The organism is Amycolatopsis sp. NPDC114478, assembly GCF_055633805.1.
This window is the reverse complement of sequence record NZ_JBVKDO010000008.1, coordinates 172,433-194,311: the sequence shown is the minus strand read 5'-3', so window position 1 is coordinate 194,311 and position 21,879 is coordinate 172,433. Positions and strand designations below refer to the sequence as shown.

At 71.5% G+C, this 21,879-nt stretch carries 20 protein-coding genes; 13 read left to right on the top strand and 7 right to left on the bottom strand.

Annotated elements, in window-relative coordinates; all coding sequences use genetic code 11:
- The first annotated feature begins 6 nt into the window (after positions 1–6).
- The 7 genes from glgX to ACZ7OH_RS23710 all read left to right on the top strand — a co-directional run bounded on the left by glgX (position 7) and on the right by ACZ7OH_RS23710 (position 11,610).
- Positions 7–2,154: a glycogen debranching protein GlgX gene (glgX, locus tag ACZ7OH_RS23740; protein WP_470282751.1), complete on the top strand. Its 2,148-nt coding sequence runs from the start codon at positions 7–9 to the stop codon at positions 2,152–2,154.
- Positions 2,155–2,408: 254 nt separating this feature from the next.
- Entirely contained in the window at positions 2,409–4,391 is a 1,983-nt protein-coding gene (locus ACZ7OH_RS23735; RefSeq protein ID WP_470282750.1) for a maltotransferase domain-containing protein, read from the top strand.
- Positions 4,392–4,430: 39 nt separating this feature from the next.
- Positions 4,431–6,239, top strand: a complete 1,809-nt coding sequence (gene treS / locus ACZ7OH_RS23730) for a maltose alpha-D-glucosyltransferase (protein WP_400889701.1) — start codon at positions 4,431–4,433, stop codon at positions 6,237–6,239.
- Positions 6,240–6,244: 5 nt separating this feature from the next.
- Positions 6,245–7,618, top strand: coding sequence for a maltokinase N-terminal cap-like domain-containing protein (locus ACZ7OH_RS23725; RefSeq protein WP_470282749.1), 1,374 nt, complete (start codon positions 6,245–6,247; stop codon positions 7,616–7,618).
- A gap of 4 nt (positions 7,619–7,622) precedes the next feature.
- A complete protein-coding gene (gene glgB, locus ACZ7OH_RS23720; protein ID WP_470282748.1) occupies positions 7,623–9,857 on the top strand; it encodes a 1,4-alpha-glucan branching protein GlgB in 2,235 nt (744 codons plus the stop codon).
- 135 nt (positions 9,858–9,992) lie between these two features.
- A complete protein-coding gene (locus tag ACZ7OH_RS23715; RefSeq protein WP_400889707.1) occupies positions 9,993–10,385 on the top strand; it encodes a hypothetical protein in 393 nt (130 codons plus the stop codon).
- A gap of 40 nt (positions 10,386–10,425) precedes the next feature.
- Positions 10,426–11,610 (top strand): hypothetical protein, encoded by a 1,185-nt coding sequence (locus tag ACZ7OH_RS23710; RefSeq protein ID WP_470282747.1) that lies wholly within the window; start codon positions 10,426–10,428, stop codon positions 11,608–11,610.
- 59 nt (positions 11,611–11,669) lie between these two features.
- Here ACZ7OH_RS23710 and ACZ7OH_RS23705 read toward each other — a convergent pair whose 3' ends face one another.
- Complete coding sequence (locus ACZ7OH_RS23705) at positions 11,670–13,082, bottom strand: RNA polymerase sigma factor (protein ID WP_470282746.1); 1,413 nt, start codon at positions 13,080–13,082, stop codon at positions 11,670–11,672.
- 185 nt (positions 13,083–13,267) lie between these two features.
- Complete coding sequence (gene ppgK / locus ACZ7OH_RS23700) at positions 13,268–14,035, bottom strand: polyphosphate--glucose phosphotransferase (protein ID WP_470282888.1); 768 nt, start codon at positions 14,033–14,035, stop codon at positions 13,268–13,270.
- A 64-nt stretch (positions 14,036–14,099) separates the two neighbouring features.
- Between ppgK and ACZ7OH_RS23695 the strand changes: the two genes are divergently transcribed.
- Positions 14,100–14,918 carry an inositol monophosphatase family protein gene (locus tag ACZ7OH_RS23695; protein WP_470282745.1) on the top strand — a complete coding sequence of 273 codons (819 nt, stop codon included), beginning with the start codon at positions 14,100–14,102 and terminating at the stop codon, positions 14,916–14,918.
- A 233-nt stretch (positions 14,919–15,151) separates the two neighbouring features.
- On the opposite strand, the gene cei is transcribed toward ACZ7OH_RS23695, so the two are convergent.
- Positions 15,152–15,835, bottom strand: coding sequence for an envelope integrity protein Cei (cei, locus tag ACZ7OH_RS23690; protein WP_470282744.1), 684 nt, complete (start codon positions 15,833–15,835; stop codon positions 15,152–15,154).
- A gap of 515 nt (positions 15,836–16,350) precedes the next feature.
- Between cei and ACZ7OH_RS23685 the strand changes: the two genes are divergently transcribed.
- Positions 16,351–16,659: a DUF4193 domain-containing protein gene (locus ACZ7OH_RS23685; protein ID WP_013224476.1), complete on the top strand. Its 309-nt coding sequence runs from the start codon at positions 16,351–16,353 to the stop codon at positions 16,657–16,659.
- 139 nt (positions 16,660–16,798) lie between these two features.
- On the opposite strand, the gene ACZ7OH_RS23680 is transcribed toward ACZ7OH_RS23685, so the two are convergent.
- Entirely contained in the window at positions 16,799–17,281 is a 483-nt protein-coding gene (locus ACZ7OH_RS23680) for a DUF3093 domain-containing protein (protein ID WP_470282743.1), read from the bottom strand.
- A 24-nt stretch (positions 17,282–17,305) separates the two neighbouring features.
- Here ACZ7OH_RS23680 and dut point away from each other — a divergent pair, with 24 nt between their 5' ends.
- Complete coding sequence (dut, locus tag ACZ7OH_RS23675) at positions 17,306–17,809, top strand: dUTP diphosphatase (RefSeq protein WP_470282742.1); 504 nt, start codon at positions 17,306–17,308, stop codon at positions 17,807–17,809.
- Positions 17,809–18,471, top strand: coding sequence for a DUF3710 domain-containing protein (locus ACZ7OH_RS23670; RefSeq protein ID WP_400889721.1), 663 nt, complete (start codon positions 17,809–17,811; stop codon positions 18,469–18,471). The genes dut and ACZ7OH_RS23670 overlap by 1 nt, the downstream gene beginning before the upstream one ends.
- 43 nt (positions 18,472–18,514) lie before the next feature.
- On the opposite strand, the gene ACZ7OH_RS23665 is transcribed toward ACZ7OH_RS23670, so the two are convergent.
- On the bottom strand, positions 18,515–19,198 hold the full coding sequence (locus tag ACZ7OH_RS23665; RefSeq protein ID WP_470282887.1) for an alpha/beta fold hydrolase: 684 nt from the start codon (positions 19,196–19,198) through the stop codon (positions 18,515–18,517).
- 136 nt (positions 19,199–19,334) lie between these two features.
- Between ACZ7OH_RS23665 and ACZ7OH_RS23660 the strand changes: the two genes are divergently transcribed.
- Positions 19,335–19,715, top strand: coding sequence for an OB-fold nucleic acid binding domain-containing protein (locus tag ACZ7OH_RS23660; RefSeq protein WP_072480405.1), 381 nt, complete (start codon positions 19,335–19,337; stop codon positions 19,713–19,715).
- Between the two features lie 9 nt (positions 19,716–19,724).
- Positions 19,725–20,447: a DUF3159 domain-containing protein gene (locus ACZ7OH_RS23655; RefSeq protein WP_470282741.1), complete on the top strand. Its 723-nt coding sequence runs from the start codon at positions 19,725–19,727 to the stop codon at positions 20,445–20,447.
- Positions 20,448–20,559: 112 nt separating this feature from the next.
- On the opposite strand, the gene ACZ7OH_RS23650 is transcribed toward ACZ7OH_RS23655, so the two are convergent.
- Together ACZ7OH_RS23650 and ACZ7OH_RS23645 are read right to left on the bottom strand one after the other, a co-directional pair.
- A complete protein-coding gene (locus ACZ7OH_RS23650) occupies positions 20,560–21,216 on the bottom strand; it encodes a potassium channel family protein (RefSeq protein ID WP_372668168.1) in 657 nt (218 codons plus the stop codon).
- Positions 21,213–21,878, bottom strand: coding sequence for a potassium channel family protein (locus ACZ7OH_RS23645; RefSeq protein WP_400889725.1), 666 nt, complete (start codon positions 21,876–21,878; stop codon positions 21,213–21,215). The genes ACZ7OH_RS23650 and ACZ7OH_RS23645 overlap by 4 nt, the downstream gene beginning before the upstream one ends.
- Position 21,879: the final 1 nt, after the last annotated feature.

Below are 21,879 nucleotides of genomic sequence, written 5' to 3'. Positions count from 1 at the left end.
TCAGGAATGGCCACACGACCCTCGACCCAGCACGTCCGCGCCGGACGCCCGTTCCCGCTCGGGGCCCACCCCGAGGCGGGCGGGGTCCGGTTCGCGATCACCTCCGCCGTCGCGGACGCGGTCGACCTGTGCCTGATCGACGCCGACGGGTCGGAACGCCGGATCGCGCTCACCGAGCGCACGTTCGGCGTCTGGCACGGCCTGGTGCCCGGGGTGACGCCGGGGCAGCGCTACGGCTACCGCGTCCACGGCCCGTACGACCCGGCCCGCGGCCTGCGCTGCAACCCGCACAAGCTGCTCGTCGACCCCTACGCCCGGCAGATCACCGGCGGCCTCACCGACCTGAGCGCGGCCCAGGGCTTCACCGGCGACCCCGAACGCGGTCCGATGTCCACTGTGGACTCCCTGGGCAGCGTGCCTCTGTCGGTGGTGTCCTCGCCCGGCGGCCCGGACACCGGCGTCAAGCCGGAGGTCCCGTTCGAAGAGGCGGTGATCTACGAGCTGCACGTCAAGGGGTTCACCCAGCGGCACCCGTTCATCCCGGAGGCGCTGCGCGGCACCTACCTCGGCCTGGCCCACCCGGTCGCCATCGAGTACCTGACCCGGCTCGGCGTCACCTCGGTGGAGCTGCTGCCGGTGCACACGTTCCTCGACGAGCCGTCGCTGGTGCGGGCCGGGCGGCACAACTACTGGGGGTACTCGCCGCTCGGCTTCTTCGCGCCGCACGCCGCCTACGCCAGCGAGCCCGGCCACGAGGTCGAGGAGTTCCGGCTGATGGTGGCCGCCCTGCACGCGGCCGGCATCGAGGTCATCGTCGACGTCGTGTTCAACCACACCTGCGAAGGCGGCCCGGACGGCCCGACGCTGAGCTTCCGCGGGCTGAACGCGCCGGTGTACTACCTGCACACCGACCGCGGGCACATGGCCGACATCACCGGCTGCGGCAACACCCTGGAGGCCGGCTCGCCGACCGTGGTCCGGCTGGTCACCGACTCACTGCGGTACTGGACGCAGGAGCTGGGCGTCGACGGCTTCCGGTTCGACCTGGCCAGCACGCTCGGCCGGGCCCGTGGCGGCCCGTTCGACCCGGCGTCGACGCTGCTCACCGCGATCACCACCGACCCGGTGCTCTCGCGCTGCAAGCTCATCGCCGAGCCGTGGGACGCCACCGGCGAGGGCTACCGCGTCGGCGGCTTCGGCGCCCAGTGGGCGGAGTGGAACGGCCGCTACCGCGACACCGTGCGCGACTTCTGGCGCGGCGCGACCGGCGTCCGCGACCTCGCCTACCGGCTGTCCGGTTCGTCGGACCTGTACGACCACAACCTGCGCCGGCCGTGGCAGTCGATCAACTTCGTCACCGCCCACGACGGCTTCACGCTGCGGGACCTGGTGTCCTACAACGAAAAGCACAACGAGGCCAACGGCGAGGACAACCGCGACGGCGGCAACGACAACCGCTCGTGGAACCACGGCACCGAGGGCGACACCACCGACCCCGAGATCCGCCAGCTGCGCGCGCGGCAGGTGCGCAACCTGTTCGCGACGCTGCTGCTGTCCACCGGCACCCCGATGATCACCGCGGGCGACGAGTTCTGGCGGACCCAGGGCGGCAACAACAACGCGTACTGCGTCGACGACGAGACGTCCTGGCTGGACTGGACGCCGGAAGATCCCGAGGCCGAGGCCATGTTGACCTTCGCCCGCCGCGTCGTGCGGCTGCGGGCGAACAGCCCGGCGCTGCGGCAGCCGGAGTTCTTCGAAGGCCGGACGACGCCGACCGGCCAGCCGGACCTGGTCTGGTTCCGCCCGGACGGCGAGGAGTTCGGCGAGACCGACTGGTTCGAGGACCGGCACACGCTCGGCATGTGGATCGACGGCTCGAACAGCCAGGCCCGCAACCGCGACGGCGAACTGGTGGCCGACCACTCGTGGCTGCTGTGGCTGCACGCGGGCGACGAGCCGGCCGAAGTGGTGCTGCCCGGCCGCGAGTACGGCGAGACGTTCAAGCCGACGCTCGACACGAGCACCGCCGACGGCAGCCCGGCCAACCCGGGTGCCCTGGAGGCCAAGAGCCGGGTGACGCTGCAGTCGCGGTCGCTGCTCCTGCTGCGGGCCCCGCGCCTGGCGGCGGAGACGCCGATCGAAGGCCCCTGACGGCGATCCGGTCCGGCGGTGGCCGGTTCGTCCATTCGGGTACGGGTGTTCGCCGTTCGGGTCCGCGTGTCGGTCCCGCGCATTCGCACACGATCTTCACGTCCCGGACATCATCCGGAAATTCGTTGCGGGGAAAGCGTTTCGTCCGCGGCCGCGTGGGTACACCGTAGAGAACCCTGCCTCCCAGGCGCTTGATCGAGTCAGGCAGACTGGCGTCGCCTGCGTCCAACCGAACACACCGAGGGGCGTTGCCCATGACCGGCCGGCTCGGCATCGACGACGTCTCCCCCAGCGTGAGCTGCGGCCGGTATCCGGCCAAAGCCGTTGTGGGGGAACACATCCCGGTCACCGCGACCGTCTGGCGGGAAGGCCACGACGCCGTCGCGGCCACCGTCGCGTGGCGCGGTCCGGCCGACCGGCTGACCCGCCAGACGCGGATGGTGCCGCGCGGTCCCGACCACCCCGACGAGTTCGCCGCGGTGATCGTCCCGGACACCACGGGTCTGTGGACCTACCGCATCGACGCGTGGGGCGACCCCTGGGCGACGTGGGAGCACAACGTCGAGGTGAAGGTCGCCGCCGGGCAGGGACCCGAGGATCTCGCGAACGACCTCGAGAACGGCGCCCGGCTGCTGGAGCGCGTCTCCCGCCGCCCGGACCGCCGGGCCGAGAAAGCGCTCTTGACCGGCGCGGTGGCGGCGTTGCGCGACCAAGAGCGCGGCCTCGCCGAGCGGGTCGGGCCCGCGCTGTCGCCCGAGATCCGCCAGCTCATGCGCGAGTTCCCGGTGCGCGAGCTGATCACCAAGGGCAAGCCGCACAAGGTCTGGGTCGACCGCCGCCGGGCCGCGTTCGGCTCCTGGTACGAGCTGTTCCCCCGTTCCACCGGCGGGCTCGACGCCGAGGGCAAGCCGGTGCACGGCACCTTCACCACCGCCGCGGCCGCGCTCGACCGCGTCGCGAAGATGGGCTTCGACGTCGTCTACCTGCCGCCGATCCACCCCATCGGCCGCGTGAACCGCAAGGGCCCCAACAACACCCTCGACGCCAAGCCCGACGACGTCGGCTCGCCGTGGGCCATCGGCTCCGACGAGGGCGGGCACGACGCCATCCACCCCGACCTCGGCACCTTCGAGGACTTCGACGCCTTCGTCGCCCGCTCCGAGGAGCTGGGCATGGAGGTGGCGCTGGACTTCGCGCTGCAGGCCGCGCCGGACCACCCGTGGGTGCTCAAGAACCAGGAGTTCTTCACCACCCGCCCGGACGGCTCGATCGCGTACGCGGAGAACCCGCCGAAGAAGTACCAGGACATCTACCCGATCAACTTCGACAACGACCCCAAGGGCGTCTACGAGGAGATGCTGCGGGTCATCACGGTCTGGATCGACCACGGGGTCAAGATCTTCCGGGTCGACAACCCGCACACCAAGCCGCCGGACTTCTGGGCCTGGCTGATCCAGTCGGTCAAGGACGCCCACCCGGACGTCCTGTTCCTCGCCGAGGCGTTCACCCGCCCGGCGCGGCTGTGGGGCCTGGCCCGGCTCGGCTTCACCCAGAGCTACACGTACTTCACGTGGCGGACCGGCAAGCAGGAGCTGATCGACTTCGCCGTCGACCTGCGCGACCACTGGAACGAGGGCCGGCCGAACCTGTTCGTCAACACGCCGGACATCCTCCACGAGTCGCTGCAGCGCGGCGGCCCGGGCATGTTCGCGCTGCGGGCCGCGCTCGCCGCGACGATCTCGCCGACGTGGGGCGTCTACTCCGGCTACGAGCTGTTCGAGCACGTCCCGGTCCGCGACGGCAGCGAGGAGTACCTCGACTCCGAGAAGTACCAGCTGCGGCCGCGCGACTTCGAGCGCGCGCTCGCCGAGGGCCGCTCGCTGGAGCCGTGGATCGCGAAGCTCAACGCTGTCCGCCGCGCGCACCCGGCGCTGCAGCAGATGCGCACGCTGCACTTCCACCACATCGACAACGACGCGCTGCTGGCCTACTCCAAACAGGACCCGGCCACCGGCGACACCGTGGTCACCGTCGTCACCCTCGACCCGTACGGGCCCCAGGAGGGCACGCTCTGGCTCGACACGGAGGCGCTCGGGTTCGAGGCCCACGAACGGCTGATCGCTCACGACGAGGTCACCGGCGACACCTGGGACTGGGGCCCGGCGAACTACGTCCGGCTCGAACCCTGGCGCGCGGTGGCGCACGTCGTGTCGGTGAGACGCCGGCTGGCCGGCTGAGCGGGGAAGGACAGGGACTCGAGGGACGAGGTGGAACACATGGCGGAAGAAACCCGGCCCGACGCGGCTCTGGGACTGGAGGGCGTGCCGCACACCGGTGAGGCGATGACCGCGGACGGCATGCTCGTCGAGCCGCAGGCCGGGGACTTCCGGTCGGCGCAGCAGGCGCCGAGCAACCCGGAGTGGTTCAAGGGCGCGGTGTTCTACGAGGTGCTGGTGCGCGCGTTCGCCGACTCCAACGGCGACGGCACCGGCGACCTGAGAGGCCTGGCCGGCCGGCTGGACTACCTGGCCTGGCTGGGCATCGACTGCCTGTGGCTGCCGCCGTTCTACGCGTCGCCGCTGCGCGACGGCGGGTACGACATCAGCGACTTCCGCGCGGTGCTGCCGGAGTTCGGCAGCGTCGAAGACTTCGTCTTCCTGCTCAACGAGGCCCACCGGCGGGGCATCCGGGTGATCACCGACCTGGTGCTCAACCACACCTCGGACGCCCACCCGTGGTTCCAGCAGTCCCGCCAGGACCCCGACGGCCCGTACGGCGACTACTACGTGTGGAGCGACGACGACTCCCGCTACGCCGACGCGCGGATCATCTTCGTCGACACCGAGACGTCGAACTGGACCTACGACCCGGTGCGCGGCCAGTTCTACTGGCACCGGTTCTTCTCCCACCAGCCCGACCTGAACTTCGAGAACGTCGACGTCCAGAACGCGATGATCGACACCCTGCGGTTCTGGCTCGACCTGGGCATCGACGGGTTCCGCCTGGACGCCGTGCCGTACCTGTTCGAGCAGGAGGGCACCAACTGCGAGAACCTGCCGCGCACGCACGAGTTCCTCAAGCGCTGCCGCAAGGTCGTCGACGACGAGTACCCGGGCCGCATCCTGCTGGCCGAAGCGAACCAGTGGCCGTCGGACGTCGTCGAGTACTTCGGCGACCCGGCGGTCGGCGGCGACGAGTGCCACATGGCGTTCCACTTCCCGCTGATGCCGCGGATCTTCATGGCCGTGCGCCGCGAGTCCCGGTTCCCGATCTCGGAGATCCTCACCCAGACCCCGACCATCCCCAGCGGGGCCCAGTGGGGCATCTTCCTGCGCAACCACGACGAGCTGACCCTCGAGATGGTCACCGACGAAGAGCGCGACTACATGTACGCGGAGTACGCCAAGGACCCGCGCATGAAGGCCAACATCGGCATCCGCCGGAGGCTGGCCCCGCTGCTGGACAACGACCGCAACCAGCAGGAGCTGTTCACCGCGATGCTGCTGTCCCTGCCGGGCTCGCCCGTTCTGTACTACGGTGACGAGATCGGCATGGGAGACAACATCTGGCTCGGCGACCGCGACGCGGTGCGCACCCCCATGCAGTGGACCCCGGACCGCAACGCCGGGTTCTCCTCCTGCGACCCGGGCCGGATCTACCTGCCGGTGATCATGGACCCGGTGTACGGCTACCAGGGCCTGAACGTCGAGGCGCAGTCGAACAACGACGCCTCGCTGCTCAACTGGACCCGGCGGATGATCGAGGTGCGCAAGCAGCACCACGCGTTCGCCGAAGGCGAGTTCGTCGACCTCGGCGGGTCCAACCCGAGCGTGCTGGCGTACAAGCGCCAGTGGCGGCGCCCGGACGGCGGCGAAGACGTCGTGCTCTGCGTGAACAACCTCTCCCGGTTCCCGCAGCCGGTGGAGCTGGATCTGTCCGCGCACCGCGGGTGCACGCCGGTGGAGCTCACCGGCGGCGTGCGGTTCCCCAGCATCGGGGAGCTGTCGTACCTGCTGACGCTGCCGGGGCACGGCTTCTACTGGTTCCAGCTGACGAGCTCGGGAGACGAAGGCGAAGCGAGGTGAGTCCCTTGTCCGACCCGCGTGAGCTGGTCGACGACCTGACCGAGGACCTGAAGCGCTGGCTGCCGGAGCAGCGCTGGTTCGCCGGCAAGGACCGGCCGGTGACCGGCGTCCGGCCGCTCGGCGTGACCGAGCTGGTCGCAGGCGATCCGCAGCTGCTGCACGTGGTCGTCGAGGTCGTCCAGGACGACCGGCGCGAGCCGTACCAGCTGCTCGTGGGCCGGCGGACGCACCCGCCGGAGATCGCGTCCAGCAGCTGGATCGGCGCGGTCGGCGACCTCAACGCCTACGAGGCGTCCGGCGACCTCGACGTCACCGGCGTGCTGCTGGACCTGATGGCGCGGGAGGGCAGCGTCGGCTCGCTCGTCTTCGAGCACGAGCCGGGCGTCGAGCTGGAGACCGGTTTGCGCGCGCGGCCGATCACGTCGGAGCAGAGCAACACCTCCCTGGTCTACGGCGGGCAGTACATCCTCAAGCTGTTCCGGAAGCTGAGCCCGGGCAAGAACAAGGACCTGCTGCTGCACCGCGCGCTGCAGGGTGTCGGCAGCAAGCACATCGCGGCCCCGCTCGGCTCGATCACCGGCGACCTCGACGGCGAGCCGACCACGGTCGGCATGCTCCAGCAGTTCGTCTCCGACGCGGTCGACGGCTGGGCGATGGCCACCACCAGCGTCCGCGACCTGATGGCGGCGCCGGAGCTGCACGCCGGGGAGGTCGGCGGCGACTTCGCGGGCGAGGCCGAGCGGCTCGGGCGCGCGGTCGCCGAGGTGCACGCGGACCTGGCCGAGGCGCTCGGCACCGAGCCGGTCGACGCCGACGAGCTGGAACGCTCGGCCAAGGCGATGCTCGACCGGCTCGACACGATCGCCGGCCGGGTGCCCGAGCTGGCCGCGCACGCCCCGGCGCTGCGGGCGGCGTTCGAGAAGCTGCGCACGCTGCCGCTGGACTCGGTCACCATGCAGTACATCCACGGCGACCTGCACCTCGGCCAGGTGCTGCGGACGGTCGGCGGCTGGCTGCTGATCGACTTCGAGGGCGAGCCCGCGGCCCCGGTCGAGGAGCGGCACGCGCTGCGGTCGCCGTTGCGCGACGTGGCGGGCATGCTGAGGTCGTTCGACTACGCGGCCCAGCAGATGCTGGTCGGCCAGCCGGACGACCCGGCGCTGGCCGAGCGCGCCCACGAGTGGTCGGAACGCAACCGCGCGGCGTTCTGCGAGGGCTACGCGGCGGTGGCGGCGGACCCGCGCGAGGCGGGCGAGCTGCTGCGCGCCTTCGAACTGGACAAGGCGGTCTACGAGGTGGGCTACGAGCACGCGAACCGGCCGGACTGGCTGGGCGTGCCGCTCGCCTCGATCGCCCGGATCACCGACGGAGAGGGATGACACCGTGAACGCGGTACCGGAAGGCCTCCCGGCCGCGGCCCCGCCGGCCGCGGACATCGACCGGCTGCTCGCCGGCTCGCACCACGACCCGCACTCGGTGCTGGGCGTGCACGCGGTGGGCAAGGGCTTCGCGGCCCGGGCGCTGCTGCCCGGCGCCAAGGGGGTCACGCTGCTCGCGGGCGAGCACCGCTACCCGCTGGAGCCGGTGATCGACGCGCTGTTCGCCGCCGCGGTGCCGGAGCACCCGGGCGACTACCGGCTGGAGGTCGAGTACGACGGGCACACCGTCACCACCGACGACCCCTACCGCTGGCTGCCCACGGTCGGCGAGCTCGACCTGCACCTGATCGGCGAAGGGCGCCACGAGCGGCTCTGGGAGGTGCTCGGCGCGCACGTCCGCTCGTACGAGACGCCGAACGGGGTCGTCGAGGGGACGTCGTTCGCGGTGTGGGCGCCGAACGCCCGCGGCATCCGCGTGATCGGCGACTTCAACGGCTGGGACGGGCGCGGCCACGCGATGCGCTCGCTCGGCTCGTCGGGGATCTGGGAGCTGTTCGTCCCCGGCGTCGGCGCGGGTACCTGCTACAAGTTCCGCATCCTCGGCGCCGACGGGAACTGGCACGAGAAGGCCGACCCGATGGCGTTCGGGACCGAGCAGCCGCCCGCGACGGCCTCGGTCGTCACCACGTCGTCCTACGTGTGGGAAGACGACGAGTGGGTGGACACCCGCGAAGCGACCCAGTGGGCCGCGGCGCCGATGAGCGTCTACGAGGTCCACCTCGGCTCGTGGCGGCCCGGGCTCGACTACCGGGAGCTGGCCGACCAGCTCGGCGACTACCTGGTCGAGACCGGCTTCACGCACGTGGAGCTGCTGCCGGTGTCGGAGCACCCGTTCGGCGGCTCGTGGGGCTACCAGGTGACGTCGTACTACGCGCCGACGTCCCGCTTCGGCTCCCCGGACGACTTCCGCTACTTCGTCGACCGCCTGCACCAGCGGGGCATCGGCGTGCTCGTCGACTGGGTGCCCGCGCACTTCCCGAAGGACAGCTGGGCGCTGGCGAAGTTCGACGGCACCGCGCTGTACGAGCACGCGGACCCGCGGAGAGGGGAGCAGCCCGACTGGGGCACGCTCGTGTTCGACTTCGGCCGCAACGAGGTCCGCAACTTCCTCGTCGCCAACGCGCTGTACTGGATCGAGGAGTTCCACCTCGACGGCCTGCGCGTGGACGCGGTGGCCTCGATGCTCTACCTCGACTACTCCCGCAACGAAGGGGAGTGGCTGCCGAACCAGTACGGCGGCCGCGAAAACCTGGACGCGGTGAGGTTCCTGCAGGAGCTGAACGCGACCGTCTACAAGCGACACCCGGGCATCGTGATGGTGGCCGAGGAGTCGACGGCGTGGCCGGGCGTCACGCGCCCGACCCACCTGGGCGGCCTCGGGTTCGGCTTCAAGTGGAACATGGGCTGGATGCACGACACGCTCCGATACCTGTCCCACGAGCCGATCCACCGCGCGTACCACCACAACGAGATGACCTTCTCGCTGGTGTACGCGTGGAGCGAGAACTTCGTCCTGCCGCTGTCGCACGACGAAGTGGTGCACGGCAAGGGATCCCTGTGGGGCCGCATGCCGGGCGACGCGTGGAACAAGGCGGCCGGGCTGCGCTCGCTGCTGGCGTTCATGTGGGCGCACCCGGGCAAGCAGCTGCTGTTCATGGGCGGCGAGTTCGGCCAGCCGTCCGAGTGGTCGGAGCAGCGGTCGCTGGACTGGCACCTGCTGGACGAGCCGCTGCACCGCGGCGTCCAGGACCTGCTGCGGTCGCTGAACTCGGTGTACAAGTCGACTCCGGCGCTGTTCAGCCAGGACACGTCCCCGGACGGCTTCCGCTGGATCGACGCGAACGACTCCAGCGGCAACGTGCTGAGCTTCCTGCGCATCGGGACCGACGGTTCGCGGCTGGCCTGCATCGCGAACTTCTCAGGCGTGCCGCACCACGACTACCGCGTCGGCCTGCCTGCCGCGGGACGCTGGCGCGAGGTGGTCAACACCGACGCGGAGGCGTACGGCGGCTCGGGCGTCGGCAACCTGGGCGCGGTCGAGGCCACCGAGGACGCGTGGCACGGCCAGCCGGCCTCGGCGGTGCTCCAGCTGCCGCCGGCGGGTGTGCTGTGGCTGGTCGAGGAGAACCCGGCGACGCCCGAGACCCTGGTCGTCCCGGAGGCCCCCGAGCTCCCGTGACTTCACCGCCGGGCGTGGGGGTTTTCCGGGAAAGCGCCACCCCCGGCGCGCGGGAGTCCCGCCATCGGCCGACCGCCCTGCCCGGGCGCGGAAATTCCCTCCGCCCGCGGCCCCGCGCGGGCTTACCATCGGTGCATGACCGGCGCCGGCGGCGTCCTCGTGAACCTGATCCTCTTCGCCGTGGTCTGCATCGCTCCCACGGTGCTGTTCTGGTGCGCACTCCGCGTCCCCAGGCTGGTTCACCGGATCCGCGAGAAGCGCGCGAAGCCGCAACCCGAGGGGCCGCCGATCGAGCGCGTCGCCGCGGACCTGCGGCGGGTGCACCGGCTGCTGGCCGGCTACCCGTCCGGCACCCCGGCCGCGCGGCGGCTCGGCACCCGCCAGGCGTACGACGAGCTGCTCACCCAGGCGTGTCGCCAGGTGGACGTCCCGCACCGGCTCGCCGAGCTGCCCGAGGGCATGGACCGCGAGATCGAACGCCTGCGCGTCGAGGAGTCGCTGCGGGAGCGCGGCCTGGCCGTGCCCTGACTTGTACGGCCCGTGTACGCGTCCCGGGCACGCTGCCGGCATGCGATTCGTATTCGGCCTCGTGGCGCTGCTGCTGCTCGGCCTGACGACGACGGCCCAGGCCGCCGCGAACTTCCCCCGCCTCACCGGCGTCGACGCCTACCAGCTGACCCCCGGCGGCTCCTTCGCCACCTACGGCAGCCGGATCACCGCGCTCGACCGGAAACTCCCGCCGCGCGGGCTGGCGTCCGTGCTCGGCGACGCCAACCGCAAGGCCCGTCCGCTCTGCCACGGCACGTACCTCGCGGCCGCGCTGAAGCCCGCCGGGTTCTGCTGGGAGGACGCGAACGACGACCAGACCAACGACTGGATCCCGCAGGGCCTCACCGGCTCCGGCGACGCGGACCCGGCGACCGGGACGGCGGGCGGCAAGCGCGTCGTGGCGACGTCGTGGCACACGCCGGGCGACACGATGGTCCGGCTGTCCTTTGTGGACGCGAGCGGTCTGGGCTACCGGCACGTGCTGCTCGTGGAACCGACGTCCGACACCGACTTCGCGGCCGTCGCCGGCCACGGGCACGGCATGACCTGGTCCGGCAACCTGCTGTTCGTCGCGACCACGGGCGGCCTGATCCGCGTGTTCGACACGACGCACTTCTGGAAGGTCGACGACAGCGCGGCCACGGTCGGCCTGGGCACCGACGGCAAGTACCACGCGGCGTACTACGACTACGCGATGCCGCAGATCGGCGCGTACTGGTACCCGGGCGGCGGAGCGTGCACGACGGCGACGGGCGCGCGCCCGTGCCTGTCCACGCTTTCCTTCGACCACAGCGATTCCACGTTCGTGACGGCCGAGCACGCGCCCGAATCGGGGGGCCGCGTCCTGCGCTGGCCGTTCGACCCGGCGGCCGGCCGCCTCAAGACCTCAGCGGACGGGCTGGTGCACGCGGTCGAGGGGTTCTCGTCCCCGGTGTGGGGGATGCAGGGAGCGGTGTCGCGGGACGGCTACTTCGTGCTGACGGGAGTCTGCCCGGAGTACGCGGGGGTCGCGGGTGACCACCCGTCGTGCCTGCACGGGGGAGTCGGCGGCGTATCGACGTCGAGACTGGCCGGCCAGGCCCCGGTGAACAGCCAGAACCTGTCGTACTGGCCGGCGACGGGCGAGCTGTGGCTGCTGAACGAGCAGCTCCGGGAGCGCGTGGTGGTCCACGTCCCGTGGACCACGCTCACCGGACGGCCCTGAAACGCGGAAGAACCCCGCCACCGAGGTGACGGGGTTCTTCCGTTGTCCCGTAAGGGAACTCAGTCCAGGTAGTCGCGCAGAACCTGCGACCGCGACGGGTGGCGCAGCTTCGACATCGTCTTCGACTCGATCTGCCGGATGCGCTCCCGGGTCACCCCGTACACCTGGCCGATCTCGTCGAGCGTGCGCGGCTGGCCGTCCGTGAGGCCGAAGCGCAGCCGGACCACGCCCGCCTCGCGCTCGGACAGCGTCTGCAGCACCGACTGGAGCTGGTCCTGCAGCAGCGTGAACGACACCGCGTCCACCGCGACGACCGCTTCGGAGTCTTCGATGAAGTCACCGAGCTGCGAGTCGCCCTCGTCGCCGATCGTCTGGTCGAGCGAGATCGGCTCACGCGCGTACTGCTGGATCTCGAGGACCTTCTCCGGGGAGATGTCCATCTCCTTGGCCAGCTCTTCCGGGGTCGGCTCGCGGCCGAGGTCCTGGAGCAGCTCACGCTGTATGCGGCCGAGCTTGTTGATGACCTCGACCATGTGCACCGGGATGCGGATGGTGCGGGCCTGGTCGGCCATCGCGCGGGTGATCGCCTGGCGGATCCACCACGTGGCGTACGTCGAGAACTTGTAGCCCTTGGTGTAGTCGAACTTCTCCACCGCGCGGATCAGGCCGAGGTTGCCCTCCTGGATCAGGTCCAGGAACGCCATGCCGCGGCCGGTGTAGCGCTTGGCCAGCGACACCACGAGCCGGAGGTTCGCCTCCAGCAGGTGGTTCTTGGCGCGCTCGCCGTCACGCACGATCCACTTGAGATCGCGGCGCATCTGGGTGACGAGCTTCTCGCCCTCCTCCTCGGCGGTGCGCACGCGCTCGGCGGCGTAGAGCCCGGCCTCGATCCGCTTGGCCAGCTCCACCTCCTCCTCCGCGTTCAGCAGCGCGACCTTGCCGATCTGCTTGAGGTAGGCGCGGACGGAGTCGGCGGACGCGGTGAGCTCGGCGTCCTTGCGCGCCTGACGCAGCGCCTCGGACTCCTCCTCGTCCCAGACGAAGTCCGGGTTGTCGGAGCTCTTGGCGGCCGCCGCCTTGTCGGCGGCAGCACCGCGGCGACGCTGCGCCGGGGTCTCCTCGTCCGACTCGTCGTCGTCATCGTCGTCGTCGGCCGAGTCGGCGTCCGGCTCGTCGTTGACCGTCTCGTCGACGACGTCGACCTCGACCTCGACCTCTTCCAGGTCCGACAGGTCGGGCGAGTCGAGTTCGGCCTCGTCGAGCTCGCCGGAACCGTCCGGCTCGCCGTCTTCGGTCTTCGCGCCCTTGGCCGCGGGCTTCTTGGCCGGGGCCTTCTTGGCCGGCGCCTTCTTGGCGGTGGTGGTCTTGCGCGCCGCTGGCTTCGCCGTCCCGGTGGCTGCCTCTTCGGCCGGCTCGCCGGCTGCGGTCGCGGTCTTCGTCCCGCCTCGGGTTGCGGTTCTTGCGGCTGCCACTTACGCCCTTTCGCAGCGGTCGATCATGACGAGCAACGGCACGGGTGCCACTGCTGCCTCACATTCGGGGATCACGCCTCGGCCTGCGGTTTTCGCCTCCGCAGCCGTGGGCCGTGTTCCATTGTAACGACGGTACGCGCATGCGTCGCGAAGCGATCACCCTCCGGCCCGGTTTCGGACCGGATTCAGTGCTGGATGCCCTCCGCGGCGGCCGCCGCGGCACCCACGATCCCGGCGTTGTTCTGCAGCGTCGCGACCAGCACCGGAGTGCGGATGTCCAGCAGCGGCACCCATTTCTCGGCCTTCTTGCTGACCCCGCCGCCGACGATGAACAGGTCGGGCCAGATCAGGTTTTCGAGCACGGTCAGATAACGGTGCACGCGCTTGGCCCATTCGGGGTAGGAGAGCCCCTCGTTGTCCTTCACGGAGGCGGCCGCGCGCTTCTCCGCGTCGTGCCCGTCGATCTCCAGGTGGCCGAACTCGGTGTTCGGGACGAGCTTGCCGTCCTGGAACACCGCGCTGCCGATGCCGGTGCCGAAGGTGAGCAGCGCGGTGACGCCCCGGCGCGCGACCGGGTCGCCGAAGCGGATCTCGGCCATGCCCGCCGCGTCGGCGTCGTTGAGCATCGCGATCTGGTCGACGCTGCGGCCGAGCCGCTTGGCGAAGAGGGCGTCGGCGTCGGTGCCGATCCACTGCTTGTCGATGTTGGCGGCGGTGTGCGCGACGCCCTTCTTCACGACCGCCGGGAGCGTCACGCCGACCGGGCCGTCCCAGCCCGCCTGCGTGACGACGTCGTGGACGACGTCCGCCACCGCCGACGGGGTGGACGGCTTCGGCGTCTCGATCCGGATCCGGTCGCCGATGAGCTGTCCCTTGTCCAGATCCACCAAGGCGCCCTTGATGCCGCTGCCGCCGATGTCGATGCCGAAACCTCGGCGGGTCGCCTCCACCACGGACGTGGTCCCTTCTCGCACGATTCAGAAGCCTGCCTCGGAGACTTTAACCGGATGTGGTGACATGTCGGACGTGGGAGTTGACGAGTCGTTGCTGAAAAGCGTCGCGGTGCAGGTCGCGACGGACGCCGCCGAGCTGGTCCGCGAGGCCTGGGAGGGGATGGCCCGGGGCCGGGCGGTGGACGTGGGCACCAAGTCCGCGGACACCGACGTCGTCACCGCGGTGGACCACGAGTCGGAGCGGCTCGTGCGGGACCGGCTGGCTTCGCTGCGGCCGGGGGAGCCGGTGCTGGGCGAAGAGGGCGGCGGCGCGGCCGGCGACGGCGTGACGTGGGTCGTCGACCCGATCGACGGGACGGTCAACTTCCTCTACGGCCTGCCCTGGTTCGCGGTGTCGGTGGCGGCGCAGGTCGGCGGCGAGTCGGTGGCCGGCGCGGTGGTGGAGCCGGCGAGCGGCCGAGTCTGGTCGGCGGCGCGCGGGCAGGGAGCGTTGCTCGGCGACCGCCGGCTGTCGGTGTCGGCCCCCGCGCGGCTGGAGCTGACGCTCGTCGGGACCGGTTTCGCATATTCGGTCGAGCGCCGGACGCGGCAGTCGCGCTTCGCGGCGGAGCTGCTGGGGCGGGTCCGGGACATCCGCCGCAACGGGGCGGCATCGCTGGACCTGTGCGCGGTGGCGGCGGGCTGGCTGGACGCGTACGTGGAGCACGGGCTGCACCGCTGGGACTGGGCGGCGGGGGCCCTGATCGCGGCGGAGGCGGGCGCCCAGGTGAGGTTGCCGGGAACGGCCCCGGAGCTGGGCACGGACGCGACGTACGCGGCGGCGCCGTCGATCGCGGACCCGCTGCGCAAGGTACTGGCCGACTGCGGCGCGGCGGAGGTCTGAGCGAGCGGCCCCGAATGAGTCGTTCAGGGCGTCGGGCGGCCGGAACTGTCGGTGCCCACCGGTAACGTGAAAACCGGGGGCGCCCCTACGCGCGCGGGTTGTGCCTCCTCGCGGCGGTGCCGGTGAGGGTGGCGCTCCATTCGCCGGAAGCTTGCGGTAGCCGGTCTCGGCGAGCCCGGCCGGTCCGCCGCATCGGGACCGGAGCTTCCAGAACTGCCGCGCGTGGGACCGGCTCAGCAGGCGACGTCGCGAGCCGAGGCCAGCAGGGTCTGGTCGATGACCGGGGCCTTCGCGCCCGCGGACTGCTCGTTCGTGCCGCCGCCCTGGTGGGCCTTGGACCAGTCGGCGAGCTGCGTGAGGATCTGGCGGGCCTCCGCGCGCGGCTGGATGTCGCCGAACAGCGTGCCCGTGACCAGGTCGACGCTCGCGTCCTTGCGGTTGTCCTTCACCAGCTCGGTGCACGGCACCACCAGGCTGAGCGTGCGGGCCGCCGTGACGCCGTTCTCGCCGAACCGGATCTGGCCGCGGCACTTGGCCGCGCGGCCCTCGTAGGCCGGGTCGTTGGCCGGGTCACCCGCCCCGGTGAACCCCAGCTCCTTGAGCGCGGTGGTCGTGATGCCGCCCTGGCCGCGGGTGCCCGACGCGTTGAGCACCTTCACCGCGACCTTGTCCGGCGGCACCGGCGCGCGGTCGTCGAGGGCGTTGTGGGGGAGGGTGCTGAACGTGACGCCCGGCGGCGGGCTCGCGGCCGGGTCGCACTTCACGGCCTCGTCGACGTCCCCCTTGCCGACGGCCGCGTTGATCCAGACGACGATCGCGCCGAGCGCGAGCACACCGATGACGATCAGCGCCGGCAGCGGCTTGTGCTTGCGATACGGCCGCGCCCCACGGTCCCCGATGCCGTTCCCCGACGCCACCCGCCCGTCCCTTCCCGAACACCGAACCCGGCCGGTGCGAACCCGGCACCGTCGTGGCCGCTCAGCCTAGGCGCTGCGGCCGGCGCGCACCGTCCCGGGTCACCCGCCGGAACATCTGTGCCCGCTCGTCGCCGCGTGCCCCGCCCGCGGCCGATCCCCGTGCGGCGATCGCACCACGTCGGGGCCGGCGGGGGCAAGCGGACACGGGCCGCCGGTGAAGTTCTCCACCCGCGGGCAACCCGAATGGACGACACCGCGTCTTACCTGCGGGTTCCCCCTGTCGGGTGACGATTCCCCGGCAATGTCTGACTCGTTGCAGAACCGTCGCGGGCGTGAGCTACCCTTCCCGGGCTCCGGCCGCAGGAAGAGGCCCATAAAGAAGAGACCTCGGTCACTTCGGCCGTCGGGCACAAACAGGGGCCCTGGAACGTTGACCAGCGGCACGGCGGACTCACGGGCGCACCCGGGGGTCCGGGAAAACGACTACACAAGCTGATCGCAGGGGTGAGGGACACATGGCTACCGACTACGACGCTCCGCGCCGCAGCGAAGCCGACGAGCTGGCCGAAGACTCGTTGGAGGAGCTCAAGGCCCGGCGGAACGAGAACCAGTCCGGCGTCGTCGACGTCGACGAGGACGCGACCGCCGAGAACTTCGAGCTGCCGGGTGCCGACCTCTCCGGGCTTTCCGGTGAGGACATGACCGTGAAGGTGGTGCCGAAGCAGGCGGACGAGTTCACCTGCTCCGTGTGCTTCCTGGTGCACCACCGCAGCCGACTGGCCGAGGACAACGGCGGACGCCTGATCTGCCGCGACTGCGCCTGATCGCGCGGGATCTCGGACAGGGGTTCAGGGGACGAACAGACGCGACGGAGAGCCTCGAGGGCATGAAGGGGGAGGCTCGAAGCGCGCTGGGGACAAGGGGGCCGGCCGGCAGGCCGGCCCCCTTCCCATGTCTCGGGGGTCAGGCGCCCTTGACCAGCTCGGCGATGCGCTCGGGGTGGCGGGTGCTGAACAGCCAGTACGGCGTCGGGTCGGCGGGGTCGGTCAGCCGGATCCGCACGACCGGGCCGACCCAGCCGCGGTGCAGGACGTAGGCGGCGGGGTCGCCGTCGCGGCCCAGCACCTTGCGCTTGGCCTCCTTGTCGAAGATCTCGACCTCGCCGGCGTAGCGCAGCGGCAGGTGCGCGTCGCCGACCCACAGCTCCGGCTCGTCACCCCCGGTGACGCGGACCTTGGACCGGCCGAGCGACAGCATCAGCCCGACGACGACCGGCAGCGCGATCACGTACGGCAGCCACGCCCGGACGCCCGGGTAGCCCATGTCGACCTCGGCCGCGAGCAGGATCGCGCCCAGCACCGGCAGCGGCCAGCCCCACCACGGGACGTACAGCCGTTCGGAGTGCCGGACCGCGGCACTCGGTGCCGTCTTCGCAGATTCACCCACGGGTAGAGAGTAATCTCGCCGCCCGTGTCCAGCGTTCAGGTACTCCTCTCCCGGCTCGACCCGGAAGTCCCGCTGCCCGCCTACGCCCGGCCGGGCGACGCGGGCGCCGATCTCGTCACGACCTCGGATATCGTGCTGAAACCCGGGGAACGCGGTGTCGTCGGCACCGGCGTCGCCATCGCCCTCCCGCCCGGGTACGCGGGGTTCGTCCACCCGCGGTCGGGCCTGGCCGCCCGGGTCGGCCTCTCGGTGGTGAACACGCCGGGCACGATCGACGCGGGCTACCGCGGGGAGATCAAGGTCTGCCTGATCAACCACGACCCGGTGCACCCGGTGCGGCTCGCGCGCGGCGACCGGATCGCGCAGCTCGTCGTGCAGCGGGTCGAGCACGCGGTGTTCGTCGAGGTCGCCGAGCTCGACACGACCGAGCGGGGCGACGGAGGCTACGGCTCCACGGGTGGACACGCCACACTGGGAGCACCGGCGCTCGCCGCGAGCGCCGGCACGGGGGAAGGAACGGAGAAGTAGTGGGGATTTTCGGACGCAAGCGGCGGACCGAGGGCGGGTCCGCCGGACGGCACGCCGCGCCCGAGGCCGACGACACGATCGAGGACGACGAGTACGACGAGGACGGGGAGCTCTCGGACGTCTCCGACGGCCCGTTCGACGTCGCGGACTTCGAGGACGACGGCGTCCCGCGGATCGACCTCGGCTCGGTGAAGGTGCCGGTGCCGGACGGTTCCCAGGTGCAGGTCGAGATGGACCCCGAGACGCAGGGCGTGCGCGCCGTGCACGTCGTCACCGAGCAGGGCCAGATCACGGTCAGCGCCTACGCCGCGCCGCGCTCGGGCGGGCTCTGGCGCGAGGTCAGCACCGAGCTGGCCGAGCAGCTGCGGGCCGACGGCGCGAAGGTCAACATCGGCCGCGGCGTGTGGGGCCTGGAGATCTCGGCCATCGTCGGCGACGTCTCGCTGCGCTTCGTCGGCGTCGACCGGCCGCGCTGGATGCTGCGCGGCGTCATCGCCGGGCCGCAGTCGGAGGCCGCGGCGGCGGTCGAGGTGCTGCGCGGGATCGTGCGGCGCACGATCGTCGACCGCGGTGACGCGCCGATGCCGGTCCGCACCCCGCTGACCATCACGCTGCCCGAGGCGGTCGCCGAGCACATCGCGGCCCAGCAGCAACAGGGCTGAGCACGTCCCCTGAGGGGCACCTTCATGGCCATGAAGGTGCCCCTCAGGGGATTTCGAGGGCCCGCAGGAAGGCGAGGACGGTCGCCCGGCCGAGGGACTCGCGGTCCGCGCCCAGCGCCGTGAGCGTCGTCTCGCCGAGGACGGCGCGGGGGAGTGCGCTGGCCCACTCCGATGCGACTTTCGTCGGGTGGACCGGGTCGTCGGTGCACGTGCCGATCCCGGCCGGGACGTCGAGGGCCGCCAGCTCGCCGAGCGTGGGCGAAGGCCGGCCCGCCGCGACGCGCAGGCCGTCGGCCAGCCCGGCGCCGTGCCGGCGCCACGCCCGGTCGAGCTCGGCCCGCAGCCAGTCCGGGCTGCCCGCCGTCTGCGCCAGCGCCGCGTCGACCCCGGAGCCGGCCACCAGATCGGCGGACAGCGTCGCGGCCAGCGACGCGGGTGCTGAGCCCGGGGCGCCGTTCCAGGCCGGGAGCGCGGCCAGCAGGCCCCCGCAACGCCCCGGGTTGGCGACCGCCCACTCCGCGGCGAGGTGGGCGCCGAACGAAATGCCGCCTACGAGCAGTTCGCCGTGTTCGTCCGCGAGCGCGTCGAGGGTGGCCAGGTACCCGTCCGCCAGCGCCGCACCGGGCGGCGGCGGTGGCGCGACGAGCGGGACACCGAGGGCGCGCAGCGGGCCGGCGAAGACCGCCCGGACGAACACCTCGTCCGAGCCGGTGCCGGGCAGGAGCACCGCGGCGGGAACTTCGATTGCGGACGTCACGTTGCGATCTTTGCGCAAAGGCGTTTCCCTGGCGGGGACCGCAGTACGCTGGAATCGCACGGGCCGCAAGCACTTATGTCGGGGGCCCCGGAGCACAGGAGCACCTATGTCCGCCAAAGACGGCGGCTACTTCAGCCGGTTGGTACGCAAGCTGACCAGCGACGTCGACGAGCTCGACGCCGACGAGATGTCCATGAGGTCCGGCGCCGAGGGCGCGCAGCGGGCCTGCGACTGCCGTTCCGGCGAAGAGGTCACCGTGATGGGGAGACTCCGCAGCGTGGAGCTCTGCCCGACGAACGAGGCCGCCACGCTGGAGGCGGAGCTGTTCGACGGGACACAGGGCGTGACGCTAATCTGGCTCGGCCGCCGCCGGATCCCGGGCATCGAGCCTGGCCGGACGATCAAGGTGCGCGGCCGGATGGCCGAGCGTGACGGCCAGAAGGTGCTGTACAACCCCTATTACGAGCTCCAGAGCCCAGTGAGTTGATCACCCATCGTGACTGAACCCGCCCCGAGCGAGAAGAAGACCGACGCGGAGGAAGAACCGCAGCCGACCCTGCTCGAGCAGATGGGCGGCGTGTCCGGCCTGATCTACTCGTCGGTGCCGGTGATCGTCTTCGTGCTGGCGAACGCGTTCTTCGGCCTGACCGCCGCCATCTGGACGTCGGTGGGCAGCGCGGTGGCGATCACCGTGCTGCGGGTCGTCCGCAAGGAGCCCCTGCAGCCGGCGATCTCCGGGTTCTTCGGCGTCGCGATCGCGGCGTTCATCGCCTACCGCACCGGGTCCGCGAAGGGGTTCTTCCTCTTCGGGATCTACGCGAGCCTGGTGTACTGCGGCGTGTTCGTGCTGTCGGTGCTGGTGCGCTGGCCGATCGCGGGCGTGGTGTGGAACGTGCTGAACGGCACGGGCCAGGCGTGGCGCAAGGACAAGCCGTCCCGTTACGGCTACGACATCGCGACGCTGGCGCTGGCGCTGGTGTTCGCCGCCCGGTTCGTCGTGCAACGGTGGCTGTACCAGGCGGACTACACCGGCTGGCTGGCCTTCGCGAAGATCGCGATGGGGTACCCGCTGTACGCGCTGGGCCTGCTGGTGGTGGTGTGGGCGGTGCGGCGGTCGGACAAGCGCCTGAAGGCGCTGGAGGAGACGACGCCGAAGCCGGAGTCGGACGCCGAGGTCGAAGCCCGGCTGCGCGAGAAGTACGCGGCCCCCGAAGCCTGACAACCCGCGCGCGTAGGGGAGCCCCCGGTTTCAACGCTACCGGCAGGCACCGACAGTTTCCGAGCCACGAGAAAGGCCCCCGGCGCACAAGCCGGGGGCCTTCTTCGTCGACTCAGTACCCCAACGCCGTCCGGATCTCGGGCTCGACGTCCGCCGTGGCGACGAACAACAGCTCGTCCCCCGGCTCCAGCGGGTCCTCCGGCTGCGGCACGATCACCCGGTCACCCCGCAGGATCGTCACCAACGCCGCGTCGCGCGGCAGCGTCAGCTCGCTCACCGGCTTGCCCGCCAGCGGCGTCTCCGCCGGCAGCGTCAGCTCGACCAGGTTCGCGTTGCTCTGCCGGAACGTCATCAGGCGGACCAGGTCGCCGACGCTGACCGCCTCCTCGACCATCGCCGCGAGCATGCGGGGGGTCGAGACCGCCACGTCGACGCCCCACGCGTCGGTGAACAGCCACTCGTTGGCCGGGTTGTTCACCCGGGCCACCACGCGCCGGACCGCGAACTCCGTCTTCGCCAGCAGCGAGACGACCAGGTTCGCCTTGTCGTCGCCCGTCGCGGCGATCACGACGTCGCACTGCTCGATCCCGGACTCCTCCAGGATCGACACCTCGCACGCGTCCCCGAGCACCCAGTCGGCCTGCTCGACGGTGTGCGGCTCGAACTGGTCGGCCTCCCGCTCGATGAGCATGACCTGGTGCCTGCCGTCGATCAGCTCGTTGGCGATGGAACGCCCCACCGCGCCCGCACCGGCGATCGCGACCCTCATGCCTCGTCCTCCGGTTCGCGGTTGGCCACACTCGTCACGTCGCTGACGGTGCCGGAGCGCGCGGCGACCCACACGTCGTCGCCGTCCTGGACCACGGTCTTGTTGTCGGGCAGCACCGGCGTGCCGAAGCGCATGATGAACGCCACCCGCGCGCCGGACGCCTCCTGCAGGGACTTCACCGAGTGCCCGACCCAGCCCTCGTGCAGCGGCAGCTGCAGCAGCGCGACGTTGCCCGAAGGGTCTCGCCACGCCGACGCCACGCCGTCCGGCAGCAGCGTCCGCAGGAACCGGTCGGTGGTCCACGGCACGGTCGCCACCGTCGGGATGCCCAGCCGCTCGTACACGGCCGCGCGCTTGTGGTCGTAGATCCGCGCGACGACGTGCTCGATGCCGAAGTTCTCGCGGGCGACCCGCGCGGAGATGATGTTCGAGTTGTCGCCGCTGGACACCGCGGCGAACGCGCCGGCCCGCTCGATGCCCGCTTCGATCAGCACCTTGCGGTCGAACCCGACCCCGACGACCTGCTGGCCGTGGAAGTCGCTGCCGAGCCGGCGGAACGCCTGCTGGCTCTTGTCGATGACGGCCACCTCGTGGCCGAGCCGCTCCAGCGCAGCGGCCAGGGACGCGCCTACCCGGCCGCACCCCATGATCACCACGTGCACG